This window comes from Candidatus Melainabacteria bacterium (genome assembly GCA_003963305.1).
In the GTDB taxonomy this organism is placed as follows: domain Bacteria; phylum Cyanobacteriota; class Vampirovibrionia; order Obscuribacterales; family Obscuribacteraceae; genus PALSA-1081.
In genome coordinates this window covers 166,272-182,817 of sequence record RXJR01000006.1, presented here as the reverse complement: position 1 = coordinate 182,817, position 16,546 = coordinate 166,272, and the positions used below count along the sequence as shown (strand labels likewise).

Below are 16,546 nucleotides of genomic sequence, written 5' to 3'. Positions count from 1 at the left end.
TTGGCGCGCGATTCGGTGAATTTTGATCTGACGTTTTCGTTCCTCGCCACCAATCTGATTTACTTCCAGCAGCCGTGGATAAGTTCTCATGAGTTGATTCGGCGAGTGAAGACGATGAAGAACTAAGGTCTTGCTTTGGGCCTGTACGCAGATTTTCAAAGGCATCTGATGCCATGGTTCACCTTATGCCGCCAAGCTAATGAAACCCCAGCACACGTACATGGTGGTAGTGCTCGTCGCAAACTCACCATTACTTATTTATCGCACCGCTGAAGTGCCGGAATATGGATTTCAAGGAGGTTAATCTAGCTTAATGATGGGCTTGGCTTTAGTCAAATTATATTTTCCAGAAATGCCGCTTCGTCCGTGCTGGCATTGGGTTGTGCCAGTCATGTACTGTTGCGTGGCAAGCAGTAGAATGAACAAACTCGGTCGACGGGTTAAGGCGCACGGGCGTTGAGGAAGTTAGGCGCAGGCGCAGGGAGATAAGGTTGCATGAGTAACAAGATTACAGTCTACGAAAAGCCAACGTGTTCGAAGTGTCGCGAAGTGGACAAAATCCTTCGCGAGAGCGGTTCCGACTACGAGAAAATCAACTATTACGTTGAACCGCTAAACGAAGAGAAGTTGCGCGAGTTACTGAAGAAGATGCGTATGTCGGCGCGCCAACTGTTGCGTACAAGTGAAGCGATATACAAAGATCTCGGGCTCGGTAAAAGAGAAGTAGAAGAAGATGAATTGATCAAGTTGATGATCAAGCATCCTGATTTGATTCAGCGTCCTATTGTTGAGAAAGGCGCTAAAGCCGTTCTTGGAAGACCGGTCGAGAATATTCGCGAAATTTTGGGTTAGCTGCAACTTTCGTTTTGCGTGGACAGTGGCTCCATACGGATTTCACAAGTTCGGATGTAAAATCAGGGCGGAATGAAGTACAGACGTGGTGCGTGTGCTCTGCGAGTAACCTCAAATCTGGTACAAGAAAATGCAACAAATTATTCTGGGTATAATTGTTTCTCTACTGGTGCTAGCTATGGTCGGATTGCCTGTCGTTTCGGATCAAACTCCTCCACCTCAAGCGGGTCACATTATCATTGGCGCTGGCTGATTCTGGGGTGTGGAGGATGAGTTAAGCAGGCTCCACGGCGTAACTGGCACTGTCGTTGGTTACACTGGAGGCTTAACCCAGAATCCCACGTACGAGCAGGTCTGCTCGGGAGGAACCGGTCACGCGGAAACAGTCAAAGTTACTTTTGATCTGTCCAAAGTTTCATACAAACAAATCGTAAAAGAATACCTCGCATCCGGGCTGGTTGGCGGTATCTCTGCCGGTCAGTATCGGTCGGGCATCTTCTATGAAAAGGAATCGGAAATCCCAGAAATCAAAGAAGCCGTTTCCGAATATGAAAAAGAGACTGGCAAGAAATTACAAGTTCGAATTGAACCGGCTCATACCTTCTGGCGTGCAGAAGAGTATCACCAGAAGTATTACGTGAAGCATAGCCTCGGACTGTGCAGAGTTTTGAAGTAATTGAATTATTTAGTTGATTGTGATCCAGACTGGAGCGTGATCGCTGGTTTTTTCCCAACCACGAACATTTCGATCGACCGCACCCTCTTTCAGTCGAGGTGCTGCCACAGGATTTAGCAAAATGTGATCCATTCTGATTCCTGCATCGCGAGCAAATGCATTTCGGAAATAGTCCCAATACGTAAATATCTTCTGGTCAGGATAAAGCTCGCGAATCGAGTCAGTCCAACCCTGAGCAAGCAATCGTTGGTAGGCTTCTTTAGCTTCCGGAGAGAAGACAGCATCTTTTATCCAGCGCTCGGGTCTCTGTGCGTCCAGGTCGGTTGGTATCACGTTATAATCGCCCAGCATGACCACCGGTTCATCAGCGTTTACGAGAGCATTTGCTCTTGTTAGCAATCGTTCCATCCAACCCATTTTGTAGTCGAATTTCGGTCCCGGTGCCGGGTTTCCGTTGGGAAGATATAAACAACAAACGCGGATGCCGTCGACATGCGCTTCTATAAATCGACTCTGTTCATCGGTTGGATCGCCAGCAAGTCCGCGTCCGGACTCTTCCAGTTCTAATCCGTTTTTTGCCAGCACAGCAACGCCGTTCCAGCTTTTTTGACCGTGCCAGACGGCGTTATATCCAGCAGCGTTAATTGCCAGCAGCGGAAATTTTTCTTCCGGCGCTTTTAACTCTTGCAGGCATGCGACATCTGGAGATGTTTCTTCAAGCCACCGCAAGAGAACAGGAAGTCGAGCGCTTATGCCATTTACATTGTAGGTTGCTATTTTCATTCGAAGTTACTTAATTATTTCCATCCCTGTTTTAAAATTCAAGGCACCAGGTGTATTTCACATATGGGCCACCAGCTTTGGTGTCATCATCAATATGACTGGCATCGATACCAAGTATGTGTCCGTTGATTTGAAAATTATTGACCGTATAAGAGTTTAGCGGTTGGTTTGAGTTCGTGAAGATCCAGAAGTAAACCGCGCAAAGAGGCGAGCCTGAGTCTGGAACCGGTGGAGCAACAACAGACACAGAACCATTTGTGATTGTTTTGCTGGTGCTGTTTGAATTTCCAAGCGCGTCTATGCTGACGACCAACAGGGTATTGCCGGTCGTTGGTAATCCGCTGACAGTGAATGAATACGTGCCCGGCGTCGCACGCGTTGTAGGATTTGGGAATATGTAGCCGGGAATCACGCCGGGATGGCTGCTGAAGACCTCCCAACCAGCAAAACTTTCACCGCCTGACGATTGGTTGTCAGCGGAGACTTGCAGGGCATGGTGTCCATTTTGTGTGATTACTCTAACGCTGGGAGTGCCGCGTCCCTGCCCACCGCAATAAGCCCCAACCACGTAAGGAATGTTCTTCGGGTTTGAAGCAAAAGCGAGAGGTTGAGCGGCAATGGCCAGAGCGGAAAGAAAGCCGGCACACCAGAGTTTGTTGTAAATGCCTTTGTTCATAGGACCTCCGAAGTGAAGGAACAATTGTATGGTTTGGCTTCAGCTGCAGTCAATCAGGCACTTAGCTGTAGACGCCTAACTGCAAAGCAACTGGCGCCCTTCGCGTGCTTACAGGAGTATTGAATTTTGTTTATGAGCCGCCGTTTTCTGCGACAATATGTGGTCGGCTGTCTGATTGATTGATTGATGTGTTCGCTTTTAGTGCTTGCCAAAGGGATGTATGTTCAAAATTCCGCCACTGGTTTTGCCGGAAGGTCTATCGGAGCAGGAATATCGGCGATTATCGATTCTCTATGTGATCATGGGAAATCGTGAGCTGGCCGCGCAGGCAAATCAAAAATGTCCGCAGGTGAATTTGAGCGATCCGAATTTCAAGGAACTCAGCGTCAATGAACAGATTTCAATGACCTCGGAAGCCGGGCAAGATTTTGCTTTGAAACTTTTGAAGATTGTGGAGGAGTCGAAGGATAGTCGGGACGATTTGCCGCAGAAACTGAAAGCAGCGCTGGAGCCCCTGAAAGGCATTATTCCGCAAGAGGCGATGGAGCAGTTGATTTCGACTGCAGTCAGTTCGATAAATCAGGCCTATACATCGTCGCCTCCACCGCGAGATGTTCCAGAGGGACTGACAGCGGAAGAGTATTTCAAGCTTGGAAAAGAATACAAAGATTGCGGCTGGACAGAGCTTGCTCGAGAGGCTCTCAAGCTGGCAATTGATATGGATAGTGACGGTGCAACCGGAAGGTCAGCATTGCAATATCTGCGCACGCGCGTGCCACGGCATCCGGTGCCATTGATGGCAGAGCAAATGAATATCCAGGGTTATAACTTGATGGAAGTGCAAAAAGATTATCGTGGTGCGAAGCGAATCTTTTTGGAATTGATTGAAAAATATCGAGACTTTGAATGGCCTTACGGCAATCTTGCATCAATTTATTTGCGTCATGGTGATCTCAGTCCTGCAGAAGAACATTTTGCTGACGCCGTCAAAATTAATCCGTACTATGCGGGTGCCTGGCTTGGGCTAGCGCGTGTGCATACTCTGCGTGGCAAGTTCAACGAAGCGAAAGCATGTGTGAATAAAGCGTCGGAGACCGATTCAGATCCCTCTGTCGTCGGTTTTATCAGTTTGATAGAACAAATTCAAGATTGGGATTCTGAAACGACTGACGACTGAACGCTCACTCTTGCTTGGGTAACTTGGCTACGCAAGCTTCGAGGCGCGTTTTTGATTCATCGCTTTGCGTCAGATCGTAGTGGAGGTGGAAGCAATTTGCGGCGTAAGCGTACTGACCAGATTGCTCTGCTTTTTCACCGAAATATGCGAATAATTCGACCCATAATGGATCGACTGGAATGACTCTCAATGAATGTTTGGCTAAAACTTCTTTCCATCGTTCTGGGCTCTGAACAAGAGCCGTCATCTCTTCCATTGAGCGTTTGCTTGTTTGATGAATGTAAGTCAGTTCGTTATTCACCATAGGATGATCTTGCCACATGGCGCTTGTTGCGTAGCAGCAAATAGCTGTGTCCCAATCTTGTTTGCTGCTGAAGTACCAGCCTAAATTGCGAAAATAATGTGCGATATCGCCTCGCCGATAAAGATGTTCAGAATTGGCTGTCATTGACTTATAGAGTTCGTCCAGCCGATCTTGCATTTTGAAGACTTCGCCTTGTTCGAAAAGGAGATCAGCCGCGAATGGACATCGCTTCAGTCCAATTTCAAGAATACGAAGAGCTTTGTCTAAGTCTTTCTTTTCTACGGCAACGAAGGCAGCAATTTGATATGAAGTCTTGAACGGAATACCCATGTCTGCAATGCGCTTTTCCGGCTTGAATTTGAGCTGGTAATAAGCCTCTTCGATGGGATTTTCGAACTCTAAATATGTCGTTACCTCATCGTCATACGCCATATCCGGGCTGTAACCTTCGGACATATCGTGCTCTTCCATCAATTTTTCCGCAGCGGCAATGTTTTTTGCTTTAACCAACTCAATGATTTCAGCTAGAATCTTTTTGTTTCGTTGCACGTCCGCATTGTATGCCTCTTCGAAGCCCTTGCGCTCTTCGTCGGTAAGTCTCGCTGCAACGTGCCGACCTATGTGTCTTTGAATTTCAAGTTGATTCGGCTCGCCTTTGTATTTTTCTGTACAGGCGTACAGGTACTGGCGGTCTCTGGTATCATCCCCGGTGAGTCCTGCATCGATTTCATCGATTATTTCTTGCAGCTGTTTAGGCACAAATCTTCCTCCTGCGATAAGCGTATCTTATAACAGCGTCTGGAGATTTTCCACGTCGTAGCTGTAGAAGGCGAGTAGTATTGGGCTGCAAATCTAGATGTTCACGTCTGAGTCGATCATACGCAACAAATCACGCAAGTGATGGTCTATTAATTCAGTAACGGCTTCAATCTCGCCGATCATTGTGATTTGATCGTTCAAGTCATTGATGGACATTCGCAATCCGGGCTTTCCGCAAACGGCATCTAATTTTGCTATTTCGTGAGCCGAACCTGGCGGTTCTAAAAGGTGCCTTTGTATCCAACTCTCTTCAAGAAGTTGCACGCGAGTTTTGGTTGGAGTATCCAGTGATTTGCTGTGCAAAAATCTCCAAATGCTTTCGGGATAGGAGGTTCGAAAATCAGTTGGACGGCCGAAAAGTTCCGCCAGAAGTGTTGGTGAACCATGACTTGTCGCCTTTCCACCAACGTTCTGTTTTAATGCGTACATGGACATACTTGTTGAAACAACGCCGGAGAGCATTTGATTGAGGTTTCCGGAAACGGGGTTTGCACTTTTCGGGAATCCCAAAATGGAACCGATTGTGTTTAGAGTTCCTGACATGATGAAGTTGCCGGCATTGTTGAGTTCCACATTACGATCGCGTTTCGCTAGTAGCGAGTCTCGTTGCAGCGATATTCGTACCTGTTCTCGGTCGGCTTCTGCCTTTACACTCTGCGAATCGAGGTAGCTTTCGAGAATTGTTTCTTGAATTTTTTGCCTTAGTTCAATGCGGCGTTGTTCAGTGTTGCTCTTGTTTTTGTAGAGCTCTTGCAGAAAAGGCATAATTTCGAGTTGCTCAGCCAGTTCACGAGTCGATTCATCCAGTGATTCGAGCGGCATTGGTGTGAACAATTCGCGCTTGGGGCGGCTTACTAAATTGCTTTTGTTTTCGGTTTCCGGCGGTACGCTGCAGATGCCGGCTTGAGCAAGCAGAGTTGCCATCAGTAGGCATATTACCGTGAGCGCGCGTGTTACTGCGGAAGTTTTGCCGATGTATTTTGCGCGCGGTCGAATCACACCTCCATAGGATCGCTGTTCTATAGCGTGCGCAATCCAGCCTGCAGTGCGGCTTACTGCAAAAATAGTCGAACCCGATCCGGGCGGCAAAGAGAGTGCATAAGTTATTGCGGTCAAACCTATGTCGAGGTTTGGTTTGGTGCCAATTTTATCTTCGACGCAATCAACAATTTCAAAGAGTTTCTTCAAGCTCGAGTCTTTGTTCGAAACAGAGCGCGCAGCATTTAGCAAGTATTTTGCGCGCGGATCTCCGTGCTCATAAAGCGTGCTGCCAAAGCCAGGAATCGTTTCGTTGTGGCGAAGATAGTCCTTGAGCCAGGCGCTTGTGTTTTTGAATTTCATCGAATTGCTTATGATATTTTCGGTGAGTCGGCTCGCCATTCCATGAAGGCTGCCACTGAAGGTGCCAAGGGCGCTCAGTAAGGTCGAATACAGCGATGCATCACATGATGCGGCGATTCGAGCGGCGAGAGCAGATGCGTTCAACTCGTGGTCGGCACAGAGCACAAGTGCTGCATTCACAACTGCTGATTTTTCGTGCGAATGGTTCGACTGAAGCGATGCCAGCAACGATTGGGCAATCGGAAACTGACCATCCGCCATATAGCTTTTGTCGCTTTCGTTTAGAGCCGGAACCAGAGCCATTGTTACGATCAGACGTCGAGCGGTTGTATACAGTTCATCGCTTTGCAATTTTCTAGTAACTGGATCGAGAATTTCTACTGATGCAATCAGAGCTTTTATAAAGTCTATGTAGTCAACTTCGTCGGCTGACAATTTTTTCAAGTATTTTGGCAGTGGAATCGGTAGGGCTTGTCGCCAATTTTTTAAATCAGCGTCTGTGCCCCAGAGCAGCTCTGCAACTTGTTCAAACGGATAACTCAGCCGGGCTAGTTCGATGGCACTATGCCCTCGATATCTATGTCCATCGGTTTTGATTTCAGTAATTGCAGATTTGATTACCGGTCCTGTCCAGCCAGGTGGCGTGAGATCTCTAGTGTTTTTGAAACCACGCGAAGCCTGCCGCAGCTTAATCAGGTCCGCCACGCGATAAGCGCGTTCTCGTCCGCTCTCTGCCTGGAAACTTTCGATCAAGCCTCTGCTTGCGTAAGCGTAGAGAGTGGCCGGTTTCACTCCCAGAAATTCGGCGGCTTGTGCGCCACTGAAATACTTATCTTCGTCTTCTAACACTTTTGTTCGTCTTGCTTAGCGAGGCATGGGACCTGTGTAACGTGATGCCGGGCGAATCAGGCGACCATGCAAGCGTTGTTCGGCGATATGTGCCAGCCATCCAGCCACGCGCCCAGCTGCGAACATTGAACTGAAGAGGTGAGCAGGGATGTGAATGGTGTCAAGAAGAACCGCCGTATAAAATTCGACATTCGCTTTGAGTGGGTGGTCGGGATGTTTTTCAGCCAGAATTTTTTCTGCCTGTGATTCAACGGCACGAGCAAGAGCCAGTCGAGTTGCTGGGCCACCGGAGGATTCCAGTTTGCGAATTGCTTTCTCGAAAATAGCGGCGCGAGGATCTCTAACTTTATAGATGCGGTGTCCCATGCCCATGATTCGTTTGCCCGAATTTATCGAATCGCGAATCCATTTCTCTGCATTTTCAGGCGTACCGATTTCGCTCAGCATCTCAAGGACTGGTCCTGGTGCGCCGCCGTGCAATGGACCTTTGAGTGCGCCGATTGCGGCGACAACAGCGCTGATGTTGTCTGATTCAGTGGATGCCACAACACGAGCTGTAAAAGTGGAAGCGTTTAAGGCATGATCTGAAATCGTCGTCCAGTAAATATCGAGAGCGTCACTATCTTCTTTTGATGGCTGTTTGTCATTCAATAATCTGAGGAAATCAGCGGAATGACTTAAGTTCGTGTCGGGGCTCATTAACTCCAGACCGCGATGATATCTTGACCAGTTGGCTGCAAAAACTGCTTGAGCTGCGGTTATGCGAGCGTATTCAGCCCAGTCGATCTGAGTACCGCTAGACATCAAACTGGTGGCGCTTCGCAGCGAATCCATCGGATGCTCTTGCTCTAAAACAAAAGTGTTTTTCTTGAGCAGTGCGAAGGCTTGCAGTCGTCCTTCGCCGAACTTACTTTTGAGTGCCGCTTCTGATGTCGGTGCTGTGCCACCTGTTGTCCAGAGCAGTGAACACGTTTGTTCGAATGTGGAGTTGAATGCCAGTTCTTCAGAATCGTGCCCGCAGATAATGAGCTTACCTTTGGCTCCGTCTACTTCCGAGATCTTAGTTTCTGCCACGACTACGCCGTCCAAACCATTGCTGATTACTGCTGTATTGCCCATGATCGCCTCTCTTCTGCGTATGCTGAGAAGTCAGGAGGTTGCTTTTCTATGGCTAGTCCTGATTGGCAATCAATATATCAACTGTGGCGAATTGTTATGCAATTGAATAGCACTTTCCAGAATAAATTAATGATTAGTTGATTATGATTAATCAATATATCAATGTATGCTTCCGGGTATCACTCCGTTATTTCGTGCCAGTGTCCGTCATCGTCGATATTGTGCTTCGTCACTTTTCCATCGGGCGAACGCCATTCTGAATAGACTTCCTTGCCGGTTCTGGGGCTGTAGACCCATTCTCGCGTACCTTTATCGCCGTGATTGCCGTATTGCTTTTCTCGAGAAAGCTTGTCGCCATTGGAATTGTATTTGATAGTTTCGTGCGTTTTATCGGTGTTGTCGATGTCTTCCTGTCGCAAATTGCCTGTGCTCGCATCGTAAGTGCGGTGAATCGAGCCCCTGGAATTTGTTATGTCGGCAAATTTTTCTTTACCCGTCGCGGCATCATACTCTTCATGTACTTTCTCTCCCCAGGATGTCGATCTGTCGTGGGAGACTTGCTTTCCTGTTGTTGCGTCGTATGACCAGTTGTCATCGCTGATGGTCACAGTCAGGTCTACGCCATGCAGTTCAGTGCTTGAGCGATACGAGTGGGTTAGATGCCCGCGTGCATCTTTTTCGGTCAGCTCAACGGTTGAGCTGTGATTATTCCCGTTGTCTTCGCTGGTGGTGTAGACTTCGGCTTTGGTATTGCTCTGGTTCTTATCTAGTTCTACGTGTTTGGACCAGTTCATCGAGCCGGACCTGCCGGTTGTTTCGACTGACTTCAGGTCACCCGAGTCGTAGAAGTCGATTTTGGGCAGACTTTTATCAGTTTGATGTTTCATGTCCCAGTCGACTTGTTTTGCGATGGCCAGACGGTCTTCCGGACTCATGCTGTGCAACTCTCTTGCTAACACGTCCGGAAGATAGCCATGGTTGGCGTGTTCTTCGAACTCTTTTGCGGCTGCGACAATATCTCTGCCCATCTCTTGATTCTCCTGCTTTGCCAGTACGTTTGGAACGTATAAGCACTTTATCCAGGAGTTGTATCAATGTTGTTTATGCCGCAGCTTTTGGCCCTACTGAGCTATCTCAACACTCTATCAACAATAAGACCGACAAACTTGTCGTCACCTTCAAACCACCAGCCGATATGGCTTTTGCAGTCCAGGCAGATTGCCAACGACCAGGCATATCCGGGAAACCACGTTGCAACTTTCGTTGGAACACCGAAGCTTGCAGCACCCGGAGCATCTCTGTAGCAAGCTATATGGAATACCATGTTCATCGGGTTGGTAAATGTGTGTTCATGCGGCTGAATGGCTAGCGAAGGCTTGGTGATTTCGTGCTCGCAAGTTTTGCAGAGAATCGTTTTCTCCGGTTCGATGTTTGCGACTTCGCTGTCATCGACACTGAGCTCGGCTATTTTGCTCGTCTCGTCCATAATGCACTCTGCACTAACTAGTTTTTTTTGAGTGGAATAATTTCCGCGTTTTTTATTTTGCCATTATCAATCTCTAACAGCCCCATCGTCAACTCCGGTTGCATTCGGCGGTCTGTCGGCGAGCCTGGGTTGAAGAGCAGCAATCCACCTTCTAGTTGATTGGTTGGAATATGTGAATGCCCGAACACCAGCAAATCAGCGTGAGGAAATAGAGCCCTCATCCGTGCTGCTCGTTGCTTCTTTTCCCCGCTGTCGTGAATCATGGCAATGCGCACTTTTGATAATTCGAACTCGAGTGTTTCCGGCAGCTTTGTTAGATCAGTGTCGTTGTTGCCACGCACTGCATATAATGGCGCGATTTGGGCTAGCTGATCGAGAAAATCACTGGTCAACACGTCTCCTGCATGAAGTATCACCTCTGCCGATTTTAAAATTTGCCAGGCGGATTCAGGCAGTGTTTTGGCGCGCTTTGGAATATGGGTGTCAGCCAGTACGGCAATTAGCATTAATAATTGCTCTTCAGTTTATAGGCTTCGTCTTCCGCATTCTGTGCGTCGGCGCTATGACCGCTTTCGCGCAAGATACCTGCTAGCTGTGTAAGCGCGTCGGCCAGAGCCGGTGTGTTGACGCTGTCCATCGATCGGTACAGACTTATAGCTTCTCGCGCTTGCCTGGCGGCGCCGTCAAAATCATTCATGGCTCGCAGTGTATTCGCTTTGTGCATATAGAGACGCGCTTTCTCTGCTGGTTCCGTGTATCGATCGGAGAAGCTTATCAGAGCCTTGTCGTATTTTTCCAGCGCATCTTTGTACTGACCCTTTTGCTCTTCTATTTCACCGAGTTTGTCATTGCTCAGCACCTGTTGTTTCGCAGAGTCATGGTCTGTGGATGCGGCAATAGCCGATTGGTAAGCTTTGTGCGCCTCGTTGTAATCAGCATTGTTAGCGGCTCCGCGATAACCGTCCCCAAGCATTATGTAGAGTGCTGCCAGTTCATGTTTTGGTGCTTTTCGTTCGAGAGCTACCTTGATGCCGTGTTTTGCCGACATAATTGCTTGACCATATTCTCCGCGTTCTAATTCGCGTTTTGCTTGAGCATAATCTCGTTGCCATGGCACCATTTCATACTGCCACTTGTTGATCCAGAACGCCATTCCGAGAAATATAGTAATGGTGCCAATTGCTGTAACTAAGCCGGTCTGCAAAAGATTCGGCGCCTTCAGTTTGAAGCGAAAGCGCCTGACGCTCTTGCACGTCGGGGGAGCGCCACGCTTAACTAACTGCAAGTCAGCTTTGACGTCGTCCATGGATCTGTAGCGCTCTTCCGGAACTTTTTCAAGGCAGTGCAAAATCACCGTTTCCAGCCCGCTTGGAAATGATCCGGCTGCTTGAAGATTACCGGTGGAGCGCAGGCTGGGGGGTGGTTCGTTTATCTGCTTCAATATGGTTTGAACCGCATTGGCTCCGTAAAATGGCACCTCTCCTGTCACCATCTCGTACATCATGCAGCCGAACGAGTAAATGTCTGATCGACCATCCATAGTCTTCCCCGTGCACTGTTCCGGGCTCATATACAAAGGACTGCCGAAGACTTCGCCGGTCTGGGTAAGCTTTTGAATGTTCAATGCTTCTTGGGTTTCATCTGCAAATTTGGCTATGCCGAAATCTACAACCGTTGCGCGCTCTTCACCCTTGGCTGTAGGAGAGATGATGATATTTGCCGGTTTGAGATCGCGATGGACGATGCCGTTTGAATGTGCGTAAGCCATCGCATCTGCAATTTGGATGCCAAAATCTATAGCCTGCTGCCATGGCAGAGAAGTCTTTGCGTCTATCAAATCAGACAAGCTCTTGCCTGCAATCAAGTCCATGACAAAATAAGGAAATCCGCTTTCGGTCAAACCGTAATCGCTGACCGTAGCTATGTTTGAATGTTTTAGCGAGCTTGCCGCTTTTGCTTCTTGCGCAAATCTCTTCAGTGCTTTCGGATTTGTCTCCAGATCTCGATTCAAGATTTTTACGGCGACCAGAGTGCCCAACATAATGTGTTCGGCTTTGAACACTGAGCCCATACCACCGATCCCCAGTAATTCGAGAATTCGATATCGACCGGCAATAATTGTGCCGATGTGTTCCTGCGTCCATTTTGTTTCAGCATCAGATTCGTCTGCTGGCGACTGCTCGCTGTTCTCTGCACCGAGTATGGTTGCAGGTCGTGGAGGCGGTGCTTGCATCGCTTCCATGCGATTGTTGGTCACACGAGTTTTCTCTTGTCCCTCTTCTTTTTTTTGCGCTGGAGCGGACTCTTTTCGTTGAGAAGGATCGCCATCTTTTTGTTGCGGAGGAAAATCTGTTGCTGAATCGGTGTTCGGGTCAGGTTCGTCTACGACGATCTTCTGCAATTCGTCTTGCGCGTCTTTCTCTATGCTTTCGGCTGGCGACTTTTCTGCTGACACAAAGGTTCTCTCGAAGAATCCTCTATATGTTATCACCCGTTGGCGCTACTGACGAGGACCGCGGTTTTGTCGTCGGAGATTCGGTCTTTGCTGTTGTAAATTGAATCTGCGCTTGCGTTGTTGTGCCGATGGTGTGAGAGATTATCTGCAAGAGTTTGAGATTACTGTTTTTGCAGAACGATGTTGAAATAGTCATGGAGTTTTAGCTCATAGGCTTTCTCCCAAATAGGACCCCAGTCATCCTTGCATTTTGTAAGTTCAACCCATTTCTGAAATCCAGGAAATACGTGTTCGCCAATTCGTTCGAGCACATTGATTTTGTACCCGAGTTTCGTCGCAGCTTCCGTTAAGGTGGAAAGGGGACTTATCGGATTCATCACTAAATCGAGTTCTGGGATATGTTTCCTCATCTGCTCTAATGCATCGGTTGATTCAGCGAAAAATGTTGTGATGCCGAGTTGTCCATTCGGTTTGAGAGTTCTCCAGCATTCTTCCAAAAATTTAGGGATGGATGGAAAATGCTGCGCTGCTTCAACAGTATAGATTTTGGTGAACGTATCGGCTGGGAAGTCTAGCGCATCTGAGCGTCCCTGACGGAACGTTATGGAGCAGTCGTTTTTCGTCAGGCGATGCAAGTTTTCGTTCGCTCTTTCTACCTGCTCGGGCATCAAGTCGATTCCAATTACGGAAGCTGGATGCCAGCGCTCGCAGATCAGAGCACAACCCAGACCGTGTCCGCATCCTACTTCCAACAGAGTATCACCGGCAGTGATGTTTAGTTGATTCAGTAAGCACTCGTACAGAGCCCTGGATGCTGAGGTTCGAGCATTTACTTCTATACCATGAGTAATTGGAATGTCTTTCCAGTACCCAAAGTTGATAAAGCCGCCCTGAAAAAATGGATGGGCTGCCAGATCTTGCGATCCATAAATTGCCCTCATCGACTCTTCCAGCTTATTCATTGTTTTTTGTTGTTCTGTTAAATACCAGTGCCTGGTAGTTTTACCTGGTTGATAGCAGTTCAGACATACTGAAAGATCGAACTTTGATTGGGTTTCGATCGAGCCGTCGCTCTTCCCAAGTCACGGTCAAGTTGTTACCGTCAATTGCGACAGCTGGAGCCAGTTGAACTGATGAATTATGCGCGAATTTTTTCGAGTGGGATGGGTTTGCCGTTCCATTCGCCATTGTTTTTATACGAATTCGCGGCAGGTTTAAGCCCAACGCACGGTCCGGCCAGACGACTGCAATTCTGTTAGCCTTGTCGGCCGTCATTTCAGCTGCACTGGCAATCGAGCCCGTGTGTGTAATTCGAGTCGGTGGTTCCATCGGCACGCAGTCCTTCACCGTGATGCACCAGATGTCTGCTGCACCTTCCGCGCGCGCTCTATCGAGCCAGTTGATAAATACGTTTCCGTTGGCACCACATGCGATGACCGGGTGATAGGAATACCGCAGATTCTTACTGACGTTTATTCCAGGCGCCCATCCCGATGCGGTACGGTGTGAATAATAGATCTGTGGTCTGTCGAGGGCTGACGCATTTTCTTCTTTCCATGCGACATGCACAAGACCATCCGCACTGACGGCGAGGCTTGCCTCTGCTGAATCGCTCTTGGTTTGGCTCACGTTCTCCAGGCTATGCTCTTCGGTCCATGTTTTTCCGCCATCCGCCGACGTTGAGTAGCAAATATCGCGGGTCGCCAAATCTGAAGCTGGAGTTTCTGCGAAGACAACATGGAGCTGGTCATTCGGACCAACAGCGATTTCGGGATCTCTTGATGCGCCGGGCGTGTGACTTATGTTGGTAGCTCGGCTCCAGGTGCGTCCGTAATCTGCAGACCTGCTAAAAAAGATGTCGGGATTGTTTTCACCAAATGCGGTATCAGTCCATACAACATCAATCGCGCCCGTGCTCTCGATTGCCACTCGCGGGCGAGTTGAAACACCAACAGTCGGCGAGACGTCGACTCGGGGCGTCCATGTCTTCCCACCGTCGTCACTTATTGAGCAAAACACGTCGGAAACGCCTGTTTGTTCGTTCATTCCTTCGAACACGATGCACATCTTCCCCTTCCCATTGGAAGCGATAGACGGTGTGTGTCCGGTGCCTAGAACCTGCGTGTGCGCCTGTGCAACCACAGCCAGAGTTGCGAGGCTCAAACTTAACGCTAAGGCTGCTGACAACCGTGCTGCTCGTCTCATGTGTGACTCCATCCTGCTCTGGGTTTCCGCTAGTTCAGCAATTGTCTCACAATCCGCTTCCATGATTGTTGCTGGCATGGTATCCGTGAGTTGTTTGTCCGTCGTAGGACGGCTAAAGCGACATATGACGACAGGGCGGAAGTGCCCTGAGCTACAAGCTGCTAAAAGTTTACAAGCGGCGGTGATGCAAAGAGGCTTTATCTGCTCTCAACTGAAATCTCGGCAGTTGGAAGCTCAGCAACCGGTATCGCCTGTGGTAAGTCATGAGCAGTATCGCTTCTGTTCTCGAGGTCAATTCCAGCCAGCGCGAGTTTTAGCTTAAGCTCAGGCAGTGCCTGTTTTGCTGCAACTTCGCCGGCTAGCATGGCGCGGTTTCCGTCGGAGACTTTTTTCGATAGTAGAGATATTCCAGTGACATCTGGTTCAATCGACAAGTTCGCTTGAGCTTTCTGCGCTTCATCTATTTTGGCAAGCATCAGCGAGACTACACGCGAACCGATTTTTCCCATATTCCCGCGAAAGAGTTTGGGATTGGTAGTTTCTATTTTTTCGTCCACATCGACTGCGATTACGAAATCAGCGCCGAGTTGCTTGGCTTGTTCTACCGGTAAGTTGCACGTTATGCCACCGTCGACAAGTATCGAATTTTCCATTGCGACCGGATCTCGGTAGCATGGCACCGCTGCTGTTGCTTTCAGCGCTTTTGCCAGGTCTCCTTTGGTGAGCACCACGGTTTTACCTGTAACAAGGTCAGTAGTCACGGCACCAAATCGGGGTTGGAAGTTACTTATTTCACGGCGTTCTTCGGGAATAGCTTTTTCTATGCATTTAGCAAATCCATTGCCGTTGTATAGTCCCTCTGGTTTGCGCAGAAAAAGCAACCCGGTGTTTATCTTTAGTGCTTGCACCAGGAGCGGTGAATCGAAGTAGCTGGAAATGAATCCTGGTACAAAGGCACTTTCCAATTTCTCTGTGGGAATGCCCGAGCAATAAAGTCCGCCGACGATTGCACCCATACTGGTGCCAACTATCAGATCGATGGGGATTTTTTCCTGTTCAAGTACTCTTAGAACGCCTACATGGGCAGCTCCTCGAAGACCACCACCGCCTAAAACGAGCGCGACGCGCGGACGTGGTTTGCTGCATTGTTCGATCAGATATTCTTCAGAGGATATTTGTCTTTCGGCAAGGGCTGCATTCATTTGCGTCAAGCTCAATAAGCTCGTCGCTAAAATGGTCAAGAGTTTTTTGAGATTCCGCATTATCTTGGTCTCCAGGTTCGACCGTCAGTGCTGATTTGAGGTTGTTCTAAGTGCTGTTCAACGACGCTTGGACAATCAGTTTCTGGTTAGTTCGACAGGTCTTTTAAACGAATTATTTTCTGTTTGCAAACAAACGACAACTTGTTCTGTTGGTATTTCGGCATAATCGAGAGATTGCTTCTTCGATTTGAGCACTACTACCAGCACCACCGCAATGCTGATCAGTAAAACTGGCAGAAGCACAGGCTTCAGTAGCTCGGACAAATAAAATGACGCTCCAATTTGAAGGAACGAGAGTGCTGGTTTGAAAACAACTTGTTGCCCGGGCGTGAGATTTTTCACGTCGAACTTTCCGTATTTTCTTTCGCAGTTCATATGACACCTTAAAGCTAGTTCGAATTGCTCCGTTGTTTTCAGAGCACGCGAATATAATGAACCGATTCAGTTTAAAGGTCAAGCACTCGTGACAGAAAACTTTGAAACCTTTAGCTAATCCAATGTAGTCGGTTACAGTTTTCAAGATGTCCTTGTTGCTTGCTTGG

General features: G+C 48.3%; 16 protein-coding genes. 3 read left to right on the top strand and 13 right to left on the bottom strand.

Annotated elements, in window-relative coordinates; all coding sequences use genetic code 11:
• The first annotated feature begins 495 nt into the window (after window positions 1–495).
• Both EKK48_08385 and EKK48_08380 read left to right on the top strand, forming a co-directional pair.
• Complete coding sequence (locus EKK48_08385) at window positions 496–852, top strand: arsenate reductase family protein (protein ID RTL43754.1); 357 nt, start codon at window positions 496–498, stop codon at window positions 850–852.
• 262 nt (window positions 853–1,114) lie between these two features.
• Entirely contained in the window at window positions 1,115–1,528 is a 414-nt protein-coding gene (locus EKK48_08380; protein RTL43753.1) for a peptide-methionine (S)-S-oxide reductase, read from the top strand.
• A gap of 9 nt (window positions 1,529–1,537) precedes the next feature.
• On the opposite strand, the gene xth is transcribed toward EKK48_08380, so the two are convergent.
• Window positions 1,538–2,311 (bottom strand): exodeoxyribonuclease III, encoded by a 774-nt coding sequence (gene xth / locus EKK48_08375; GenBank protein ID RTL43752.1) that lies wholly within the window; start codon window positions 2,309–2,311, stop codon window positions 1,538–1,540.
• A 31-nt stretch (window positions 2,312–2,342) separates the two neighbouring features.
• A complete protein-coding gene (locus EKK48_08370) occupies window positions 2,343–2,987 on the bottom strand; it encodes a hypothetical protein (GenBank protein RTL43751.1) in 645 nt (214 codons plus the stop codon).
• A 220-nt stretch (window positions 2,988–3,207) separates the two neighbouring features.
• Here EKK48_08370 and EKK48_08365 point away from each other — a divergent pair, with 220 nt between their 5' ends.
• Window positions 3,208–4,164, top strand: coding sequence for a tetratricopeptide repeat protein (locus tag EKK48_08365; protein RTL43750.1), 957 nt, complete (start codon window positions 3,208–3,210; stop codon window positions 4,162–4,164).
• A 4-nt stretch (window positions 4,165–4,168) separates the two neighbouring features.
• Here the strand turns inward: EKK48_08365 and EKK48_08360 are convergent, their stop codons facing one another.
• The 11 genes from EKK48_08360 to EKK48_08310 form a co-directional block, all read right to left on the bottom strand.
• The gene (locus EKK48_08360; GenBank protein RTL43749.1) at window positions 4,169–5,227 is read right to left on the bottom strand and encodes a hypothetical protein; all 1,059 of its coding nucleotides are present in this window, start codon (window positions 5,225–5,227) and stop codon (window positions 4,169–4,171) included.
• A 93-nt stretch (window positions 5,228–5,320) separates the two neighbouring features.
• On the bottom strand, window positions 5,321–7,477 hold the full coding sequence (locus EKK48_08355; protein ID RTL43748.1) for a hypothetical protein: 2,157 nt from the start codon (window positions 7,475–7,477) through the stop codon (window positions 5,321–5,323).
• A 15-nt stretch (window positions 7,478–7,492) separates the two neighbouring features.
• Window positions 7,493–8,596: a citrate synthase gene (locus EKK48_08350; protein ID RTL43747.1), complete on the bottom strand. Its 1,104-nt coding sequence runs from the start codon at window positions 8,594–8,596 to the stop codon at window positions 7,493–7,495.
• A gap of 179 nt (window positions 8,597–8,775) precedes the next feature.
• Complete coding sequence (locus EKK48_08345) at window positions 8,776–9,624, bottom strand: hypothetical protein (GenBank protein ID RTL43746.1); 849 nt, start codon at window positions 9,622–9,624, stop codon at window positions 8,776–8,778.
• Window positions 9,625–9,725: 101 nt separating this feature from the next.
• On the bottom strand, window positions 9,726–10,082 hold the full coding sequence (locus EKK48_08340; protein RTL43745.1) for a hypothetical protein: 357 nt from the start codon (window positions 10,080–10,082) through the stop codon (window positions 9,726–9,728).
• Between the two features lie 17 nt (window positions 10,083–10,099).
• The gene (locus tag EKK48_08335) at window positions 10,100–10,588 is read right to left on the bottom strand and encodes a metallophosphoesterase (protein ID RTL43744.1); all 489 of its coding nucleotides are present in this window, start codon (window positions 10,586–10,588) and stop codon (window positions 10,100–10,102) included.
• Complete coding sequence (locus EKK48_08330) at window positions 10,588–12,537, bottom strand: serine/threonine protein kinase (protein RTL43743.1); 1,950 nt, start codon at window positions 12,535–12,537, stop codon at window positions 10,588–10,590. The genes EKK48_08335 and EKK48_08330 overlap by 1 nt, the downstream gene beginning before the upstream one ends.
• A 161-nt stretch (window positions 12,538–12,698) precedes the next feature.
• A complete protein-coding gene (locus tag EKK48_08325; protein RTL43742.1) occupies window positions 12,699–13,499 on the bottom strand; it encodes a class I SAM-dependent methyltransferase in 801 nt (266 codons plus the stop codon).
• 40 nt (window positions 13,500–13,539) lie between these two features.
• On the bottom strand, window positions 13,540–14,820 hold the full coding sequence (locus EKK48_08320) for an exo-alpha-sialidase (protein ID RTL43741.1): 1,281 nt from the start codon (window positions 14,818–14,820) through the stop codon (window positions 13,540–13,542).
• 119 nt (window positions 14,821–14,939) lie between these two features.
• Window positions 14,940–16,004, bottom strand: coding sequence for a hypothetical protein (locus EKK48_08315; GenBank protein RTL43740.1), 1,065 nt, complete (start codon window positions 16,002–16,004; stop codon window positions 14,940–14,942).
• 75 nt (window positions 16,005–16,079) lie between these two features.
• Window positions 16,080–16,379, bottom strand: a complete 300-nt coding sequence (locus EKK48_08310) for a hypothetical protein (GenBank protein ID RTL43739.1) — start codon at window positions 16,377–16,379, stop codon at window positions 16,080–16,082.
• Window positions 16,380–16,546 lie beyond the last annotated feature (167 nt).

Coding starts and splice junctions, on each gene's coding strand:
- EKK48_08385 (RTL43754.1), top strand. CDS start 496: ATGAGTAACAAGATTACAGTCTACGAAAAGCCAACGTGTTCGAAGTGT.
- xth (RTL43752.1), bottom strand. CDS start 2,311: ATGAAAATAGCAACCTACAATGTAAATGGCATAAGCGCTCGACTTCCT.
- EKK48_08370 (RTL43751.1), bottom strand. CDS start 2,987: ATGAACAAAGGCATTTACAACAAACTCTGGTGTGCCGGCTTTCTTTCC.
- EKK48_08365 (RTL43750.1), top strand. CDS start 3,208: ATGTTCAAAATTCCGCCACTGGTTTTGCCGGAAGGTCTATCGGAGCAG.
- EKK48_08350 (RTL43747.1), bottom strand. CDS start 8,596: ATGGGCAATACAGCAGTAATCAGCAATGGTTTGGACGGCGTAGTCGTG.
- EKK48_08345 (RTL43746.1), bottom strand. CDS start 9,624: ATGGGCAGAGATATTGTCGCAGCCGCAAAAGAGTTCGAAGAACACGCC.
- EKK48_08340 (RTL43745.1), bottom strand. CDS start 10,082: ATGGACGAGACGAGCAAAATAGCCGAGCTCAGTGTCGATGACAGCGAA.
- EKK48_08335 (RTL43744.1), bottom strand. CDS start 10,588: ATGCTAATTGCCGTACTGGCTGACACCCATATTCCAAAGCGCGCCAAA.
- EKK48_08325 (RTL43742.1), bottom strand. CDS start 13,499: ATGAATAAGCTGGAAGAGTCGATGAGGGCAATTTATGGATCGCAAGAT.
- EKK48_08320 (RTL43741.1), bottom strand. CDS start 14,820: ATGCCAGCAACAATCATGGAAGCGGATTGTGAGACAATTGCTGAACTA.
- EKK48_08315 (RTL43740.1), bottom strand. CDS start 16,004: ATGCGGAATCTCAAAAAACTCTTGACCATTTTAGCGACGAGCTTATTG.
- EKK48_08310 (RTL43739.1), bottom strand. CDS start 16,379: ATGAACTGCGAAAGAAAATACGGAAAGTTCGACGTGAAAAATCTCACG.